Source organism: Bacillus sp. N12A5, from assembly GCF_026790125.1.
In the GTDB taxonomy this organism is placed as follows: Bacteria; Bacillota; Bacilli; order Bacillales; family Bacillaceae; genus Bacillus.
Genome location: NZ_JALAMR010000005.1, coordinates 1 through 16,719, shown reverse-complemented (window position 1 = coordinate 16,719; position 16,719 = coordinate 1). Strand labels below are relative to the sequence as shown.

Genomic DNA, 16,719 nt, shown 5'->3' with positions numbered 1-16,719 from the left:
CCTTTAAGCCTTATACCTTTTTTAATTTCAAGTCAGATGCAATCGCTGAAGCGAGGGTGGATCTCAAGGAAATATCTTCGAAAGACAACCCTAGCTGAACCGCTGTTTGCGCTATTTCCGGACGGATTCCCGACAAAGTTGAAGAAACGCCGATTAAACGAAGCGCCTCAATCAAACTGAACAGCTGGTGGGCAACCATCGTATCAATCACAGCTACTCCTGACAAATCGATATACAGCTGTGTCACCTTTTTCTCCGCACATTGATGCAGTGTGTTTTCCATAATCAGTTTGGCGCGGACTGTATCAATATCTCCGATTAAAGGCAGCAGCCCGACGCTGTGAAACAGCACGATGACCGGCGCGCTCAATTCAGTAATCATATCTTTTTGGGCCTGAAGCTGAAGGCTAGTGTTTTTGTACATTTCTTCTATAAAAATATGAATCACTAGATCAAACGCTTTTATAAGGGAATGATAAAGGTCTTCGGCTTCTTCGCCTTTCACAGTGTCCTGATTGAGATGGACAAATTCTTTCACATAGGAAACATATAAATCTCTGACTCTGACAAACTCCCGAATAATATAATGGATGGGAGTCTTTAAATGCTCTTGATCCTGTGTGACTTCAAAAGCCCATTCTTTCAGGATAGGCAGGTATACATCTTCATCATCTATAAAAATACGGTTTATTTTATAGTTAAAGGCAAGATTCTGGCTCTTTAAATTGTGAATGACATCAGGGTCTGTTGATGCATAAATGGAATTTGGATCAGTTTCCTCAATGGTTTCATACCATGTTGAACTGATGGTCTCTGCATGCTGAGAAAGATATTCGTATAATTTCTTATTTTTTGCCATATAGGATCACCTCTTTTAAATGTATTGTTTTTGCGAATAACGTTTTTGCAGTTTAGCCAGCCTGAAAAACAGTCCAACTGCTCCTGCGGCGAGTCCTGTAATTAATCCGATCCAATAGCCAAACGCGCCGAGGCTTGTAAACGTACCGACCGCATAACCGACCGGAAGGCCAATGACCCAGTAAGAGACAAAAGCGGCCGCAAGCGTATAGTTCACATCTTTGTATCCTCTGAGCGCTCCCTGGATCGGTGCAGCCACAGCATCGGAAAGCTGAAAAAACAGCGCATAAATTAAAAAGTGCTGTGTCAGCCGGAGCACATCGGGGTCAGAAGTGTACATGCCGGCAATTTGCTCTCTGAATAAGAGGATACAGGCTGCAGTTAACAAAGAAAAGCCGATTGCCATCATGATGCCGATCAAGCTATATGAGCGTGCATCCTTAAATCGGGCTGCACCGGCTTCAAAACCGACAACAATTGTTAAAGCCATAGACACGCTAAGCGGCAGCATATATAAAAGTGATGCAAAGTTCATGGCTGCCTGGTGGGACGCGATGGTCACTGTATCAAAATGGCTCATCAGAAGCGTGACAGCTGCGAAAATGCTCGTTTCAAAAAACACGGCAAACCCAATAGGAAGGCCGATTTTGAGCATATTTTTGCATGCTTTCCAAGAGAACTTATACATGGTAAGGAAAATTCCGTATTCGGAAAACGGCGCGGCTTTATGAATGATGAAAAAACTGATGATGCAGATACACCAATATGTAAGCCCGGACGCAAGCCCTGCACCAACTCCGCCAAGTGCAGGCATTCCGAATTTTCCGAAGATGAATACGTAATTCAATACAAAATTGATTGGCAGAGAACTGAGTGTAATCATCATTGTGACTTTTGTTTTCCCTAATGAGTCAATGAATGATCTTAAAACTGTGTAAACAAATAAAGGGAAAATTCCCAGCGATAAAAAGCCTAAAAAGTGTTTGGCGATCTGATGCACGTGAGCCTCAAGGTGTAATCGGCCAAGAATAAGGTCCACTGCAGCATATCCGATCGCTAAAACGGCGATGCTAAGAAGCGCGGCCACGTATACAGCCTGTAAAACAGTAAAGGGAATTTTCTGTTTTTTTTCAGCGCCTAATAGCTGAGCGACAATCGGGGTGACCGCCATTAATATGCCTGCAAGTCCTGTATAAACTGGGGTCCAAAGACTTGAGCCAATGGCGACACCGGCTAAATCAGCGGGGCTGACTTTTCCTGACATCACCGTATCTAAAAACGTCATAAGAGACAGCCCCGCCTGGGTAATGAATATCGGAATTAAAATGTGCAAAAGCTGTTTGATCTTTTGACGGGCGTTTCGAGTTTCTTTCATACATTGATCTCCGTTTCTTTTTCATAACGAGAGAAATTATAACATTTTATGTATAAAAAGCAATGAACGCCAGACCTATTCTTTTTTTGTCGGTTTCGTTTTTCTAAACATTTGGGCATAAATAAAAGAAAGCGAAATCACGCCTAAAAAGGTGCAAATATATTGAATGATTCTTTCGATTTCCATTCTTTACATCCCTCCTTTACCAATAGAATGTGCATCAATAAGAGAAGCATGCGGAAAAGTTGGAAATTTGAAAAGGAGTTGAAGGTCTATGCGTTATGAGCAGATGTCAGAAAATGCATTCAAGGGGAAAATACAAGTATACTTAGAGCAAATATTAGGTGATACGTCACTAATCTTAAAAGCGCTTCACGAAAAAGACCAGTGTCTCCTTTGTGAATTAGATGAATTGGGGCACATTTTTCAGGACATGCAGGGGATCGCATCATCCTTTTATTTGCAATCATACATTGAGGAATTTACACCGGCATTTATTGAGCTGGCCAAGGCGATTAAAGCCTTATCGGAACATAAGCATGGTGCTTTGATTGTGATTGAAAGAGCGGATCCGGTTGAGCATTTTATTCAGAAAGGAACCTCCCTTCATGCGGAAATCAGCGCTTCATTAATTGAGAGCATCTTTTTCCCCGGAAACCCTCTTCATGACGGCGCATTATTGGTGAGGGAAAATAAACTCGTATCAGCAGCCAATGTACTCCCGCTGACAACAAAGGAAGTGGATATCCATCTGGGAACCCGGCATCGCGCAGCCCTTGGAATGTCGGGGTATACGGATGCGCTTGTGCTCGTTGTTTCAGAGGAGACAGGGAAGATGTCGTTTGCAAAAGACGGTGTATTGTATCCTTTAATTTCGCCAAGAACGTAAAAATAAATAAAAGGGCCTGATAATGAATCCTATCATGAGACAAAATGACTGAATTCAGATCTTTTTTAAAGCATTCACTTCAAGCTGAATGCTTTTTGTCTTGAAGACAGGAAATATAAACTGGTAGAAAAGTTATATCTAATGAATGTTAATTAAGTTAAATACTTTACCTATTTATGTATTTATAGTACCGTATAAAATATTACATAAATTTTAAAAGGAAGGTGCTGCCGCATGGCTAATGTATTAATGATCGGTTTTCCCGGTGAAGGGCATATTAATCCGTCTATCGGTGTAATGAAGGAGCTGAAATCCAGGGGAGAGCATATTACCTACTACGCAGTAAAAGAATACAAAGAAAAAATTGCAGCTCTTGATATTGAGTTTCGCGAGTATCATGATTTCCGGGAAGATTACTTCGGAAAGAACGCAACCGGAGATGAAGAAAGAGATTTCACAGAAATGATCTGCGCTTTTTTGCAAGGTTGTAAGGATATCGCGACTCATATTTATGAGGAAGTCAAACATGAATCGTATGATTATGTCATATATGATCACCATCTGCTGGCCGGTAAAATTATTGCCAACCTGCTGAAGCTGCCGAGATTTTCACTGTGTACAACCTTTGCGATGAATGAGGAATTTCTAAAGGAAATGATGGGGTCTTATATTAAAGGATCATTTGAAAATTCGCCTCATTATAAAACGTATCTCCAGCTTGCAGAAACATTAAATACTGAATTTCAAGCAGAAATCAAGAAGCCGTTTGACGTTTTTTCTTCAGATGGAGATTTGACAATCGTCTTCACATCAAGGGAATTTCAGCCAATGGCTGAGCAATTCGGCGATCGGTATGTATTTGTCGGCCCTTCAATTACGGAAAGAGCGGGAAACAATGATTTCCCATTTGAGCAGATTGACAATGAAAACGTGCTGTTTATTTCAATGGGAACCATATTTAACAATCAAAAGCAGTTTTTTAATCAATGTCTTGAGGTGTGTAAAGACTTTGACGGTAAAGTAGTGCTTTCCATCGGCAAGCATATCAAAGCAAATGAGTTAAACGACATTCCGGAGAATTTCATTGTGCGTCCGTATGTCCCTCAGCTTGAGATCCTCAAAAGAGCCAGTTTATTTGTGACCCACGGCGGAATGAACAGCACAAGTGAAGGGCTGTATTTTGAAACCCCGCTCGTTGTCATTCCGATGGGCGCTGACCAATTTGCCGTCGGAAATCAAGTGGAAAAAATCGGCGCGGGAAAAGTGCTGAAAAAAGAAGAATTATCTGAAAGCCTTTTGAAAGAAACGATTGAAGAAGTGATGAACAATCCAGTTTATGCTGAAAAAGCAAAAGAAATTGGTCAATCACTGAAAGCGGCAGGCGGTTCTAAAAAAGCGGCTGACAGCATTCTTGAATTTGTGAAACACAAAACTCAATCAGCCAACGCATAGTATAAAAGCCTGTTCTTGTCAAAAGAACAGGCTTTTTAGCCATTCGTAAGCATACAGAGGAAGGGATTTGACACGCCAATAGAGAATTGATAAGAAAAACAGACAAGAAAGGAGGAAAATCTGCTCCATTCATCAATAGAAAGCCATCATTTTACCCCCGCTTATATAGTTCCTTAGACTTTCGAAAAAAATTGCAGCTTATGTAAAATGTTAGGTGTTTATTTGAAGGTTTAAAGGTCGAACGATGCTGAAACTGCTGTTGAATGTTTGAAAAGGGTTTTAACTTATTGAAAAAGTGACGATAAAACGGTTGTATGCCATTTTTGGGACAAAATACTAGCTGTTTTTTGCAATATAAACAGTTTAGGAGGTTGAATGAATGAAAAGGAAGATTGTAGCCGGCTTGGCTGTTTCCGCAGTTGTTGGGTCTTCGATGGCAGCAGCACCCGCGGAAGCAAAAACGATAAAGGTAAAAAGCGGTGACTCTCTTTGGAAACTTTCCCGCCAATATGATACGACTATATCAAAACTGAAATCTGAAAACAAATTGAAATCGTCCGTGCTTTATGTCGGACAAAGCCTTAAGATCCCTGAGAGCAGCAAAAAAAGCACAACATCCTCATCCAACACAAGCAAAACGTCAACATACACTGTTGCCTACGGTGATTCGCTATGGATGATTGCTAAAAATCATAAAATGAGTGTTTCAGAGCTTAAAAGTTTAAACAGCCTGACCAGTGACCTGATTCGTCCGGGGCAAAAGCTTAAGATCAAAGGGACAAGCAGTTCAAGCGGATCAAATGGATCGAAAAAAAACAGCGGTTCCAATTCTTCAGGCTCGTCAAAAAGTACATATACAGTTAAGCTTGGTGACTCACTGTGGAAAATCGCAAACAGCTTAAATATGACAGTAGCTGAATTGAAAACCTTAAATGGCTTAACATCAGATACGCTCTATCCTAAACAAGTGCTCAAAATAAAAGGCAGCTCGCCGAAGCGCGGAAACAGCGGTTCCAAGAAGCCGTCAAATTCCAATTCCTCAAAAACAACTACATACAAGGTGAAAGCAGGCGATTCGCTGTGGAAAATCGCGAATCAGCTCGGAGTCACTGTGCAAAGCATCCGTGATAAAAACAATTTATCATCTGATGTACTGCAAATCGGACAGGTTCTCACGATTTCGGGAACATCAAAATCTAACAATTCAAATCAGACAAAACCAAAAGACAACTCTGGGTCAAACATTCAAATAGGGACGAAGATTGACAGAATGATAACAGAAGCGAAAAAATATGTCGGGGTGCCGTACCGCTGGGGCGGAAACACGCCTGCCGGCTTCGATTGCAGCGGCTACATTTATTACCTCATTAATAAAGTATCATCTATATCAAGATTAAGTACGGCAGGGTATTGGAATGTCATGCAAAAAGTCAGCCAGCCCTCAGTCGGAGATTTTGTCTTCTTTACCACATATAAATCCGGTCCGTCTCATATGGGGATTTACCTGGGCGGGGGAGACTTTATTCATGCAAGCTCATCGGGCGTAGATATTTCCAACCTCAGCAATTCATATTGGAAACAGCGCTACTTGGGCGCAAGAAGCTATTTTTAAAACGGAGTATGACAAAAAAGCCTTTTTATAGGCTTTTTTGTTTATATCAGGCAGTGATTGACCACACTGTTAGAAAAAACAAGGGGGAGACAGTATGTACCGTCTCTTGCTGTTGATGATGGCAACGGCACTGGGAGTTGCGGGATGCGGACAAAAACCTCCTGACCCTCCTAAGCGGGTTCCGGAAAAAAAAGTGGTTGAAACGTCAGCATTTGGTCATCATGTCCAGTTGGTCAATCGTGAAGGCAAAGCAGTCGGTTTTATAGAAATCAAAGAATCAGATGACGAAGGCCTTGATATTCACATTTCCGCAAACAGCCTGCGCCCCGGCGCTTCCCTCGGATTTCACATTTATGAAAAAGGTTCATGTGTCAGGCCGGATTTTGAATCAGCGGGAGGCCCCTTTAATCCGCTGAACAAAGAACACGGTTTCAACAATCCGATGGGGCATCATGCCGGAGATCTGCCGAACCTTGAAGTCGGTGCTGACGGAAAGGTAGATGTCATTATGAATGCGCCGGACACCTCATTAAAAAAAGGAAGTAAACTAAATATTCTCGACCAGGACGGGAGTGCGTTTATTATTCATGAGCATGCCGACGATTATTTGACAAATCCCAGCGGGAATTCAGGTGCGCGTATCGTCTGCGGAGCCCTTTCCGGCAATAATGAGAAGCAGTAATATCATCCAAGCCCTTTTGTATTGAGCATACAGGGGCTTTTTTAGTATACTCGTTAATGGAATACGAATAGGAAAGGGAACCTGTCTATGACAACTCAATTACAGCACTTAACATTGCCGGAAGATATACAAAAAAAACTTTTATCATATAAAGATCAGCCGATTTCCCCAGAGTTTCAGTCGCTCATCGGGACGTCAGGCTATGAGGCGGAGGACGAAACCATTTTATTCGACGCCATCATCGCATTAGCTATGGGGAAAAATGTCCTGCTAAAAGGGCCTACAGGCTCAGGAAAAACAAAGCTTGCAGAAACATTGTCCAGCTATTTTCATAAACCGATGCACAGTGTCAACTGTTCAGTCGACTTGGATGCTGAAGCTTTGGTCGGCTATAAAACAATTGAAAATCAATCTGGCCAGGCGACGATCGAGTTTGTATCAGGACCTGTCACAAAAGCCATGAAAGAAGGCCATTTTCTTTATATAGATGAAATCAATATGGCAAAGCCGGAAACACTGCCGATTTTAAACGGTGTATTAGATTACAGAAAAATGATGACAAATCCGTTTACAGGCGAGGTTATTCGGGCCAAAGACGGCTTCGGAGTCATTGCAGCCATCAATGAAGGCTACGTTGGAACTGTTCCGCTTAATGAAGCATTGAAAAACCGTTTTGTTATCATCGATGTGCCATATATTAAAGGCGGGCTGCTGAAACAAGTGCTCATGTCTCAATCAGCCCTGCAAGATGAGAAATTGATTGACCGGTTTATCACGCTTTCCTCTGACCTGATCGTTCAGGCCAATAACGGACAGGTGTCTGAAGAAGCGGCATCCATCAGAGCTTTAATCGATACATGTGATTTAGCCGCTTATATTCCGCCGCGTCGTGCCATCGAGCGGGGAATTGTAGAGAAGCTTGATGATGACCGGGAAAAAGCGGCCGTCCGAAATATCGCAGAAACTCTGTTTGAATGAGGGAGCTGCGATGAAATTTATCAAATTTAACGACAGCACAATTGATTCGTTTTTATTTATGATGCTGACTGATTTGGCCAAAACACTCACAAAGAGTGAAGCGGTAGAAGTGGAGTATGGCGTTCAGTCCTATTACAATCCATTTGAAAAGAAAATCTATATGAGCCACTTTTGGAAAGACAGGGCAGCTGAGGACATGGAAGCGGGTCTGAAGAGCGATGTCTATCTGCGCTCGATCGGAACGAGATATAGCTCGCTGCAGGAGTTTGCGAATTTTTTGGATGATATCCATCGGCATCTTACGTTTAAAAGTTTTGCCAAGCAGCTGTTTATGCTGCTTGAGGACATCAGAATCGAAGAGTGCATCAAACACGAGCGTCCGGGTACGAAACATGTATTTGCGAAGCGAAAAGACATGTACAGAAAACACTTTTCCACCCAGCTGACCTTAAATTTGGAACGAAGCATTTTTACGGATGCGCTCTTTTGCGCGATCTATGTCAAGCTAACAGCGGAGTCGCCGCTCGAGACCCTTCCATCTATAAGTGAAGATATCGATTTGATGCACCCGTTTATTGAACAGCAGCTCTTGCGTGTGTATGAGGCAGACTCGACACGGCAGGTTCTGAAAATTGTTGAAGACCTCATGGACGGGCTTGAAGAAGTGCTCGACAAAGACATGCTGAATACCTACTTCTTTTTGCCTGAGCTTGATTACGCAAAGGCTGCAGAACAGCCGTTGTTTGAAGAAGAGAAAAAAGCGCCGAAGCTGAGTGATGACATCACGCTTCCGAAAAAATCAGACGGTGATGAGGATATTCATGAAGAAGAAATGCCGACATGGCACCGGGAAACAGAAGCACCGTCGAAAAGCTTCCTTCAATTTGATATTGAACACGGCGCGAAATCAGATTTAGGAAAAGACGCTTCAAGGGAAGGCGACGATGGAGATCAAGCCCTTGGTTCAGTCCAAGGATCAGCCAGACAAACAAAACGGAAAGACTATTCCAAGCTGGAAGCGCTGGAGTCCCAGAAAGACCAGCCAAACGGAGCAGGTATGGCTGACGGAAAAGAAAATAAATACGCATTTCCGATTTACAAAGAACCGAAGCCGGCTACAAGTGAAGAAGAGCTTTCTTATAAACAGCAGGCAAAAACGATCGAATCATATCAAAAGCGTTTGAAACAAATGATTCAAAAAACGCTGGAGCATAAAAAAACACTGCCAAGAACAGATCTTCATGCCGGCCGGCTGAACAATAAGCTCCTCCGTTACTTCACTGAACGAAATCCGCGTCTGTTCTACAAAAAGCAAGAACCGTCTTCAGAAATTGACGCAGTTTTTACATTGCTGGTCGACTGCTCAGCCAGCATGTTCGACAAAATGGACGAAACAAAACGGGGAATTGTATTGTTTCACGAAGCGCTGAAATCGGTAGCGGTTCCGCATCAGATTGTCGGTTTCTGGGAAGACACAAACGATGCGACCGAAACAAGCCAACCAAACTATTTCAATACGGTTATTCCTTTCCAATCGTCATTAAGACAAGATGCTGGGCCTGCAATTATGCAGCTCGAGCCTGAGGAAGATAACCGTGACGGCTATGCGATCCGGCAGATGACGAAAAAAATGCTGCAGCGCAGCGAGGCGCAAAAGTTCTTAATTGTTTTCTCTGATGGAGAGCCGGCCGCGTTTGGCTATGAACAAAACGGGATTGTCGATACAAGTGAAGCGGTTATTGAAGCTCGAAAAAGGCGAATTGAAGTAATAAATGTTTTTCTCTCCAACTCAGAAATAGAAGAATCGCAAATGAAGACCATTCAGGATATGTACGGAAAATTCAGTATATTTGTCCCGGATGTTGATCAGCTCCCGGATGTTCTGTATCCGCTGCTGAAAAAACTGCTCCATAAAAGCATAGGATAGCCCGTTATCCTATGCTTTTTGGCTTTTCTTTTTTCGAATGATTAAATTTTTTGTTTTTTATAAAGGTTTTTTACTATTTTGTGAACAATCAAGGTAGAATCAAATTGCAAACAGTGGTAAAATATCGTTGGAAGCGTTTTTATTACATAATTTTGGACACAGCGTTCGAAAGTTATTTTAAGATAGTGAATCATTCACTTGATTATCTAAGTTGGGGGTAATATTCAAATGTTTCAAAATAGTATGAAACAACGAATGAATTGGGAAGATTTTTACGGTCCGAACCTCGGCTATGCGCTGGAGCTTTACGATCAGTATAACCAGGATCCGAACAGCATTGATCCGGATCTAAAGGACATGTTCGACGAGCTCGGTGCTCCGCCAAGCGATATAAAAGAGGCCTCGGGAACAAAAGAAAAGGGACGTGTTACAGCCGATCTGATTCAAAAGATCGCATCCGCAGTCAGACTTGCAGAAGATATTCGAACCTATGGCCATTTAAACGCTTCCGTCAATCCGCTCAGAAAGGATGGGAAAAAGAGCGAACTCTTTCCATTATCCGATTACGGGCTAACAGAAGAGGAAATCAAAGCAATACCTGCGTCAGTGATTTGTAAAGACGCTCCTAAAAACATTACGAACGGTCTAGAAGCCATTCAGTATTTACGAAATACCTATAAAAGAACGATCTCATTTGAATTTGACCATGTGCATGACTTCAAAGAGCGTGAGTGGCTGACGAGAAAGATTGAATCTGGTGAGCTGTTCCAGAAGAATTCAGCTGAAAAACTGTCGGCTGTGCTGGAAAGACTGACAGAAGTAGAGGGCTTCGAGCAGTTTTTGCACCGCACATTTGTCGGACAGAAGCGCTTTTCCATTGAGGGATTGGACGCACTTGTGCCAGTGTTGGATGACATTATTGCACAATCTGTCAAATCAGGTACGACCAGTGTAAACATCGGGATGGCGCACAGGGGGCGCCTGAATGTATTGGCTCACGTGCTCGGCAAACCTTATGAAATTATTTTCTCTGAATTTCAGCATGCGCCGAACAAAGACCTTGTCCCGTCTGAGGGATCAATTGGAATCAGCTACGGATGGACAGGGGATGTCAAATACCACCTGGGGGCGAATCGTGAGCTTCAAGATGCTGAAACAAAATCAGCGCGCATTACGTTAGCAAACAACCCAAGCCACTTGGAATTTATCAATCCGATTGTTGAAGGCAGCACAAGAGCGGCACAGGAAACACGAACACAAAGCGGATACCCGGTACAGGATGAAACAAAATCGCTTGCCATTTTAATTCATGGAGACGCTGCATTCCCAGGGGAAGGAATTGTTGCTGAAACATTGAATTTAAGCTCTTTAAAAGGGTATCAAGTAGGCGGTGCGATTCATATTATCGCCAATAATATGATCGGATTCACAACAGAAAGCGCTGAATCAAGATCAACAAAGTATGCCAGCGACCTGGCGAAGGGCTATGAAATTCCGATTGTTCACGTGAATGCGGACGATCCTGAAGCCTGTCTTTCAGCTGTTAAGTTTGCGGTTGAATACCGAAAAACGTTCAACAAGGACTTTCTGATTGACTTGATCGGGTACAGACGCTACGGGCACAATGAAATGGATGAGCCGTCAACCACTCAGCCGATGCTGTATGATGCTGTCAGAAAGCACCCGACCGTCAAACAAATTTTCGCTGAAAAGCTCGTAAAGGAAGGCGTGCTTACCGAGGAAGTTGTTGAAAACATCGAAAAATCTGTAACGAAGCGCATTGAGGATGCTTATCAGAAAGTGCCGTCTAAAAAGGAACATACCGCCTGTGAAATTGAACTTCCAGAGCCTGTATCAAACGGTTTCCCTGATGTAGACACATCCATTGATTTTGACGTGCTCCGCAAGCTGAATGGCGAATTGATCAACTGGCCGGAATCATTTAACGTTTTCGGAAAACTAAAGCGCATTTTAGAAAGACGTGCAAAGGCGTTTGATGATGACAGAAAAGTGGAATGGTCTTTGGCAGAATCACTCGCGTTTGCTTCGATTTTGAAAGACGGTACACCAATTCGTTTAACAGGACAGGATTCTGAGCGCGGAACGTTCGCCCAAAGAAACCTTGTGCTTCATGACAGTGAGACAGGCGAAGAATTTGTGCCGCTTCATCACTTATCAGACTGCAGCACATCGTTCGCTGTTCATAACAGCCCGTTGTCTGAAGGATCCGTTCTCGGCTTTGAATACGGCTATAACGTGCATTCACCGGAAACGCTTGTATTGTGGGAAGCACAGTACGGAGATTTTGCAAACGCTGCGCAAGTGTACTTTGACCAATTTATTTCTGCCGGACGCGCAAAATGGGGCCAAAAATCGGGATTAGTCATGCTTCTTCCGCACGGTTACGAGGGACAGGGGCCTGAGCACTCAAGCGGAAGAATCGAGCGGTTCCTGCAGCTTGCCGCGGAGAACAACTGGACGGTTGCCAACCTGACAAGCGCCGCACAGTATTTCCATATATTGAGAAGGCAGGCTAAAATGCTGCTTCGTGAAGAGATCAGACCGCTCGTCATTATGACGCCGAAGAGCCTTCTTCGCAACCCAAATACGGTTTCAGAAGTGCAAGAGCTTAGCGAAAGCCGCTTCCAGCCTGTTTACGAACAATCCGGACTTTCTCATGACTATGAAAAGGTAACCAGACTTGTATTATCCAGCGGTAAAGTGTCCATAGACATCAGCGATCATTTTAATAAACTAGAAGACGGTAAAGAGTGGCTTCACATTGCGAGAATTGAACAGCTGTATCCATTCCCGGCAAAAGGAGTCAAAAAATTATTTGCAAAACTTCCGAACCTGAAAGAAATCGTTTGGGTGCAGGAAGAGCCGCAGAACATGGGGGCTTGGGGTTATATCAGCCCGTATTTGACTGAAATTGCACCAGAAGGAGTAAGTGTTCAATATATTGGGCGAAGAAGACGATCCAGCCCTGCAGAGGGAGATCCGACAGTTCACAAAAAAGAACAGGAACGTATTGTATCTGATAGCTTGACTCGCAAAAACTAAGGGGGAAATGAAAAAATGGCGGAAATTAAGGTACCTGAATTAGCAGAATCAATCTCAGAAGGAACAATAGCCCAATGGTTAAAGCAGCCTGGTGATTATGTAGAACAGGGTGAATATCTGCTTGAACTAGAAACGGATAAAGTAAATGTTGAATTGACAGCAGAAGAATCGGGTGTACTTCAAGAGGTATTGAAAGATTCGGGTGATACCGTCCAAGTCGGAGAAATTATCGGTACGATTTCAGAAGGCGCGGGTGAAAGTTCTGCCCCTGCTCCTTCAGAGAAAGCTGACACCAAGGAAAGCAAAAAAGAAGAGCAGCAAGCGGAACCAGCGGCACAAGAGGTAAGCGAGGGAGCACAAACTGAATCAAAATCAAGAACGATCGCTTCTCCTTCAGCTCGTAAGCTGGCGAGAGAAAAAGGAATTGACCTGTCTCAGGTTCCAACGGGAGATCCGTTAGGAAGAGTGCGCAAGCAGGATGTCGAAGCGTACGAAAAACCAGCGTCAAAACCGTCTCCTCAGCAAAAACAGCAGCAGCCTCAGGCTCAAAAAGCACAACAAAGCTTTGACAAGCCTGTCGAAGTGCAAAAAATGTCTCGCCGCAGACAAACGATTGCCAAACGCCTTGTAGAGGTTCAGCAAACATCAGCGATGCTGACTACATTTAATGAAGTTGACATGACGGCTGTCATGAATCTTAGAAAACGCCGCAAAGATCAATTCTTTGAGCAAAACGAAGTGAAGCTTGGCTTTATGTCTTTCTTTACGAAAGCGGTCGTTGCTGCATTGAAGAAATATCCGCTGCTGAATGCGGAAATTCAAGGCGATGAGCTTATCGTTAAGAAATTCTACGATATCGGGATTGCTGTTGCAGCGGATGAAGGTCTTGTCGTTCCGGTAGTACGGGATGCGGATCGTCTGACATTTGCAGGTATCGAAAAAGAAATTGGCGAGCTTGCGAAAAAAGCAAGAAACAATAAATTAACCCTTAGCGAGCTTCAGGGGGGCTCCTTCACGATTACAAACGGAGGGACTTTCGGTTCACTGATGTCAACTCCGATTTTAAACAGCCCTCAAGTCGGTATTCTGGGCATGCATAAGATTCAGCTGCGTCCTGTAGCAATTGATGAAGAGCGTTTCGAAAACCGTCCGATGATGTACATCGCTTTATCTTATGATCACCGTATTGTAGACGGTAAAGAAGCGGTTGGCTTCCTCGTGACAATTAAAAATTTACTTGAAGATCCTGAACAGCTTTTATTAGAGGGATAATAAAAAAAGGTACATCACGATAAAGTGATGTACCTTTTTTGCTTGCCAATTTACAGAGACAGTTTGCTGCTGTTGGATGCTGCTTGTTTCTTTTTTACTTGTTTTGACCAGTATGTTGCAAGCATAGAACCTGAAAGGTTATGCCACACACTGAAAATTGCGCTTGGTACGGCGGATAGCGGGGAGAAATGAGCTGTGGCAAGTGCGGCTCCGAGTCCTGAATTTTGCATGCCGACTTCGATAGCAATGGCTTTTTGAGACGGATAGTCCATCTTAAAAATCTTTGCGCAAAGAAATCCAAGCATATAACCGATACCGTTATGAAGGATGACAACAGAAAAAATGAGCAACCCTGATTGAAGCAGATTTTCCCGGTTGCCGCTGACGACAGCTGAGACGATCGCAACGATGCCAATGACAGAAATAAGCGGAAGGGCATGTACAGCTTTTTCGACCTGTTTTCTGAAAAACATTTTGACGATCAGGCCTGCAATGATCGGAAATAAAACAGCCTGTAAGATTGAGATAAACAAAGACCCCGGCGAGACAGGAAGCCATTCCTTGGCAAACAGCATAATCAACAACGGTGTCACAACAGGTGCCAATAAGGTAGAAATGGTGGTAACCGCAACAGAAAGGGCTGTATTTCCTTTTGCTAAAAATGTCATGACATTTGATGAAGTTCCCCCAGGGCAGCAGCCGACAAGAATAACACCTACTGCAATTTCAGCTGGAAGATGCAGTCCAAACGCCAATCCAAAAGCTATAAGCGGCATGATGGTATATTGACCAATCACCCCAATAATGACATGCCAAGGTTTTCTGAGCAGCTCTTTGAAATCATCGGCTTGCAGTGTAAGACCCATTCCAAACATGATAATGCCAAGAAAAATTGTAATATAAGAACTGATCCACGTAAAAAAAGACGGGAAAGAAAATCCGAGCACTGCAAAAACAATGACCCATATGCCGAAGGTTTGTCCCGCAAAATGACTTATTTTTCTAATGCTGTCCATAAAAACACTCCTTATACAGTATCAAGAACTTCAGCAGAAATTCTCACAAATTTTTAAATATTCTCTTATTATAATTAATTTTCTGAATAATTCAATATTTGATTTTAGCAGATGACTATAGATATATGATGTAAACCAATCAAAATGTTCTTGACTATATAGGAAGATATTCTTACAATGAATCTTTATAATGGTTAGATCAAATAGGAGTGATAGAGTGAAGGAAGCGAATCAATGGTCTTCGAAGCTCGGCTTTATTTTAGCCGCGGCAGGATCAGCTATCGGGCTTGGCGCGATATGGAAATTTCCATACGTTGCTGGAACCAGTGGAGGAGGCGCATTTTTACTTATTTTTATTTTATTTACGGTTTTAATCGGACTGCCTTTATTGGTAGGTGAATTCATCATAGGCAGAAAAACACAGAAAGATGCCGTTCAGTCCTATAAAACACTTGCTCCGGGAACGAAGTGGCATTGGATCGGTTATTTAGGCATGGTAACGTGCTTTATTCTTCTATCTTTCTACAGTGTCGTCGGCGGATGGATTTTAATTTATATTATAAAAGGCTTCACCGGCGGTTTATCGCAAACATCTGGCTTTGATACGATATTTGCAAGTACGATTTCAAACCCTTATTTGGCTGTAGGAGGCCAGCTGCTCTTTATGGTGGTGACAATTTTAGTTGTTGCAAAAGGAGTTAGCAGCGGAATTGAAAAAGCAAGCCAAGTTTTAATGCCGGCGCTTTTTCTATTATTCATCATTTTAATGGTGCGTTCAGTTACACTTGATGGCGCGATGGAAGGAATCAAGTTTTTCCTCATGCCTGATTTAACCGCAATTGATGCCAATACGATTTTATATGCAATGGGACAATCCTTTTTCTTACTGAGTGTCGGTGTATCGGTCATGGTAACGTATAGCGCTTATTTAGAGAAACGGGAAAATCTGGTGCAGTCTGCTGTATCTGTAACTGTAATGAACGTGCTGGTTGCTGTAATGGCCGGAATTGCGATTTTTCCAGCTGTCTTTTCATTCGGTCTCAAACCAGACCAAGGACCTGTCCTGTTATTTAACGTGCTGCCGACTGTGTTTAATCAAATGCCGTTCGGAATTATCTTTTTATTAGCATTTTTACTTCTATTTTTATTTGCAGCACTGACATCCGCTTTTTCTATGCTGGAAATTTTGGTCGCAGTGCTTTCAAAAGGCGATGTCAATAAAAGAAAACGATTCGCTTGGTTAGGCGGAATTGCTATTTTTATTGTCGGAGTGCCGTCTGCATTATCATACGGTGTCTTAAGTGACGTCTCTATATTTCATTTGTCCATTTTTGATGCGGCAGACTATCTTGTAAGCAATATTTTAATGCCGTTAGGCGCATTATTGATTTCTATTTTTGTTCCGTTAAAAATACCGAAACAGGATTTGTTCGACGAGCTGAAAAGCGGTTCCAGCCTCAGACGAAAGTGGTTTGCGGTTTGGCTGCTGCTCATTCGTTATCTGTCTCCTGTTGCCATCATTATCGTCTTTTTGCATGTGTTAGGCATTTTTTAAAACAAGAAGCCCCCGGGAATGGTCTTATCCCTGTCAAGTA

Annotated in this window: 12 protein-coding genes; 9 read left to right on the top strand and 3 right to left on the bottom strand. The window is 42.8% G+C overall.

Annotation, left to right across the window (positions count from 1 at the left end):
• Positions 1 to 10: 10 nt before the first annotated feature.
• Together rsbRC and MOC09_RS05920 are read right to left on the bottom strand one after the other, a co-directional pair.
• A complete protein-coding gene (gene rsbRC / locus MOC09_RS05925) occupies positions 11 to 859 on the bottom strand; it encodes an RsbT co-antagonist RsbRC (protein ID WP_268361059.1) in 849 nt (282 codons plus the stop codon).
• 15 nt (positions 860 to 874) lie between these two features.
• A complete protein-coding gene (locus MOC09_RS05920) occupies positions 875 to 2,233 on the bottom strand; it encodes an MATE family efflux transporter (protein ID WP_268361060.1) in 1,359 nt (452 codons plus the stop codon).
• Positions 2,234 to 2,507: 274 nt separating this feature from the next.
• Here MOC09_RS05920 and cdaS point away from each other — a divergent pair, with 274 nt between their 5' ends.
• The 8 genes from cdaS to odhB all read left to right on the top strand — a co-directional run bounded on the left by cdaS (position 2,508) and on the right by odhB (position 14,108).
• Positions 2,508 to 3,122 (top strand): cyclic di-AMP synthase CdaS, encoded by a 615-nt coding sequence (gene cdaS / locus MOC09_RS05915; protein WP_268361062.1) that lies wholly within the window; start codon positions 2,508 to 2,510, stop codon positions 3,120 to 3,122.
• Between the two features lie 234 nt (positions 3,123 to 3,356).
• Positions 3,357 to 4,574, top strand: coding sequence for a macrolide family glycosyltransferase (locus MOC09_RS05910; RefSeq protein WP_268369902.1), 1,218 nt, complete (start codon positions 3,357 to 3,359; stop codon positions 4,572 to 4,574).
• Between the two features lie 379 nt (positions 4,575 to 4,953).
• A complete protein-coding gene (cwlS, locus tag MOC09_RS05905) occupies positions 4,954 to 6,186 on the top strand; it encodes a D-gamma-glutamyl-meso-diaminopimelic acid endopeptidase CwlS (RefSeq protein ID WP_268369901.1) in 1,233 nt (410 codons plus the stop codon).
• 94 nt (positions 6,187 to 6,280) lie between these two features.
• Positions 6,281 to 6,868, top strand: coding sequence for a superoxide dismutase family protein (locus tag MOC09_RS05900; protein ID WP_268369900.1), 588 nt, complete (start codon positions 6,281 to 6,283; stop codon positions 6,866 to 6,868).
• A gap of 87 nt (positions 6,869 to 6,955) precedes the next feature.
• Entirely contained in the window at positions 6,956 to 7,846 is an 891-nt protein-coding gene (locus MOC09_RS05895; RefSeq protein ID WP_268367266.1) for an AAA family ATPase, read from the top strand.
• A gap of 10 nt (positions 7,847 to 7,856) precedes the next feature.
• Positions 7,857 to 9,773: a nitric oxide reductase activation protein NorD gene (locus tag MOC09_RS05890; RefSeq protein ID WP_268369898.1), complete on the top strand. Its 1,917-nt coding sequence runs from the start codon at positions 7,857 to 7,859 to the stop codon at positions 9,771 to 9,773.
• 228 nt (positions 9,774 to 10,001) lie between these two features.
• The gene (sucA, locus tag MOC09_RS05885; RefSeq protein WP_268362948.1) at positions 10,002 to 12,836 is read left to right on the top strand and encodes a 2-oxoglutarate dehydrogenase E1 component; all 2,835 of its coding nucleotides are present in this window, start codon (positions 10,002 to 10,004) and stop codon (positions 12,834 to 12,836) included.
• Positions 12,837 to 12,851: 15 nt separating this feature from the next.
• Complete coding sequence (gene odhB, locus MOC09_RS05880; protein WP_268362947.1) at positions 12,852 to 14,108, top strand: 2-oxoglutarate dehydrogenase complex dihydrolipoyllysine-residue succinyltransferase; 1,257 nt, start codon at positions 12,852 to 12,854, stop codon at positions 14,106 to 14,108.
• Between the two features lie 50 nt (positions 14,109 to 14,158).
• On the opposite strand, the gene MOC09_RS05875 is transcribed toward odhB, so the two are convergent.
• Positions 14,159 to 15,124 carry a bile acid:sodium symporter family transporter gene (locus tag MOC09_RS05875; RefSeq protein WP_268362945.1) on the bottom strand — a complete coding sequence of 322 codons (966 nt, stop codon included), beginning with the start codon at positions 15,122 to 15,124 and terminating at the stop codon, positions 14,159 to 14,161.
• Positions 15,125 to 15,341: 217 nt separating this feature from the next.
• On the opposite strand from MOC09_RS05875, the gene MOC09_RS05870 reads away from it, so the two are divergent.
• Complete coding sequence (locus MOC09_RS05870; RefSeq protein WP_268362944.1) at positions 15,342 to 16,679, top strand: sodium-dependent transporter; 1,338 nt, start codon at positions 15,342 to 15,344, stop codon at positions 16,677 to 16,679.
• Positions 16,680 to 16,719: the final 40 nt, after the last annotated feature.

What these genes read in the sequence shown, in the direction of transcription:
- rsbRC (WP_268361059.1), bottom strand. Translation starts at nt 859, where the DNA reads ATGGCAAAAAATAAGAAATTATACGAATATCTTTCTCAGCATGCAGAG.
- MOC09_RS05920 (WP_268361060.1), bottom strand. Translation starts at nt 2,233, where the DNA reads ATGAAAGAAACTCGAAACGCCCGTCAAAAGATCAAACAGCTTTTGCAC.
- cdaS (WP_268361062.1), top strand. Translation starts at nt 2,508, where the DNA reads ATGCGTTATGAGCAGATGTCAGAAAATGCATTCAAGGGGAAAATACAA.
- MOC09_RS05910 (WP_268369902.1), top strand. Translation starts at nt 3,357, where the DNA reads ATGGCTAATGTATTAATGATCGGTTTTCCCGGTGAAGGGCATATTAAT.
- cwlS (WP_268369901.1), top strand. Translation starts at nt 4,954, where the DNA reads ATGAAAAGGAAGATTGTAGCCGGCTTGGCTGTTTCCGCAGTTGTTGGG.
- MOC09_RS05900 (WP_268369900.1), top strand. Translation starts at nt 6,281, where the DNA reads ATGTACCGTCTCTTGCTGTTGATGATGGCAACGGCACTGGGAGTTGCG.
- MOC09_RS05895 (WP_268367266.1), top strand. Translation starts at nt 6,956, where the DNA reads ATGACAACTCAATTACAGCACTTAACATTGCCGGAAGATATACAAAAA.
- MOC09_RS05890 (WP_268369898.1), top strand. Translation starts at nt 7,857, where the DNA reads ATGAAATTTATCAAATTTAACGACAGCACAATTGATTCGTTTTTATTT.
- sucA (WP_268362948.1), top strand. Translation starts at nt 10,002, where the DNA reads ATGTTTCAAAATAGTATGAAACAACGAATGAATTGGGAAGATTTTTAC.
- odhB (WP_268362947.1), top strand. Translation starts at nt 12,852, where the DNA reads ATGGCGGAAATTAAGGTACCTGAATTAGCAGAATCAATCTCAGAAGGA.
- MOC09_RS05875 (WP_268362945.1), bottom strand. Translation starts at nt 15,124, where the DNA reads ATGGACAGCATTAGAAAAATAAGTCATTTTGCGGGACAAACCTTCGGC.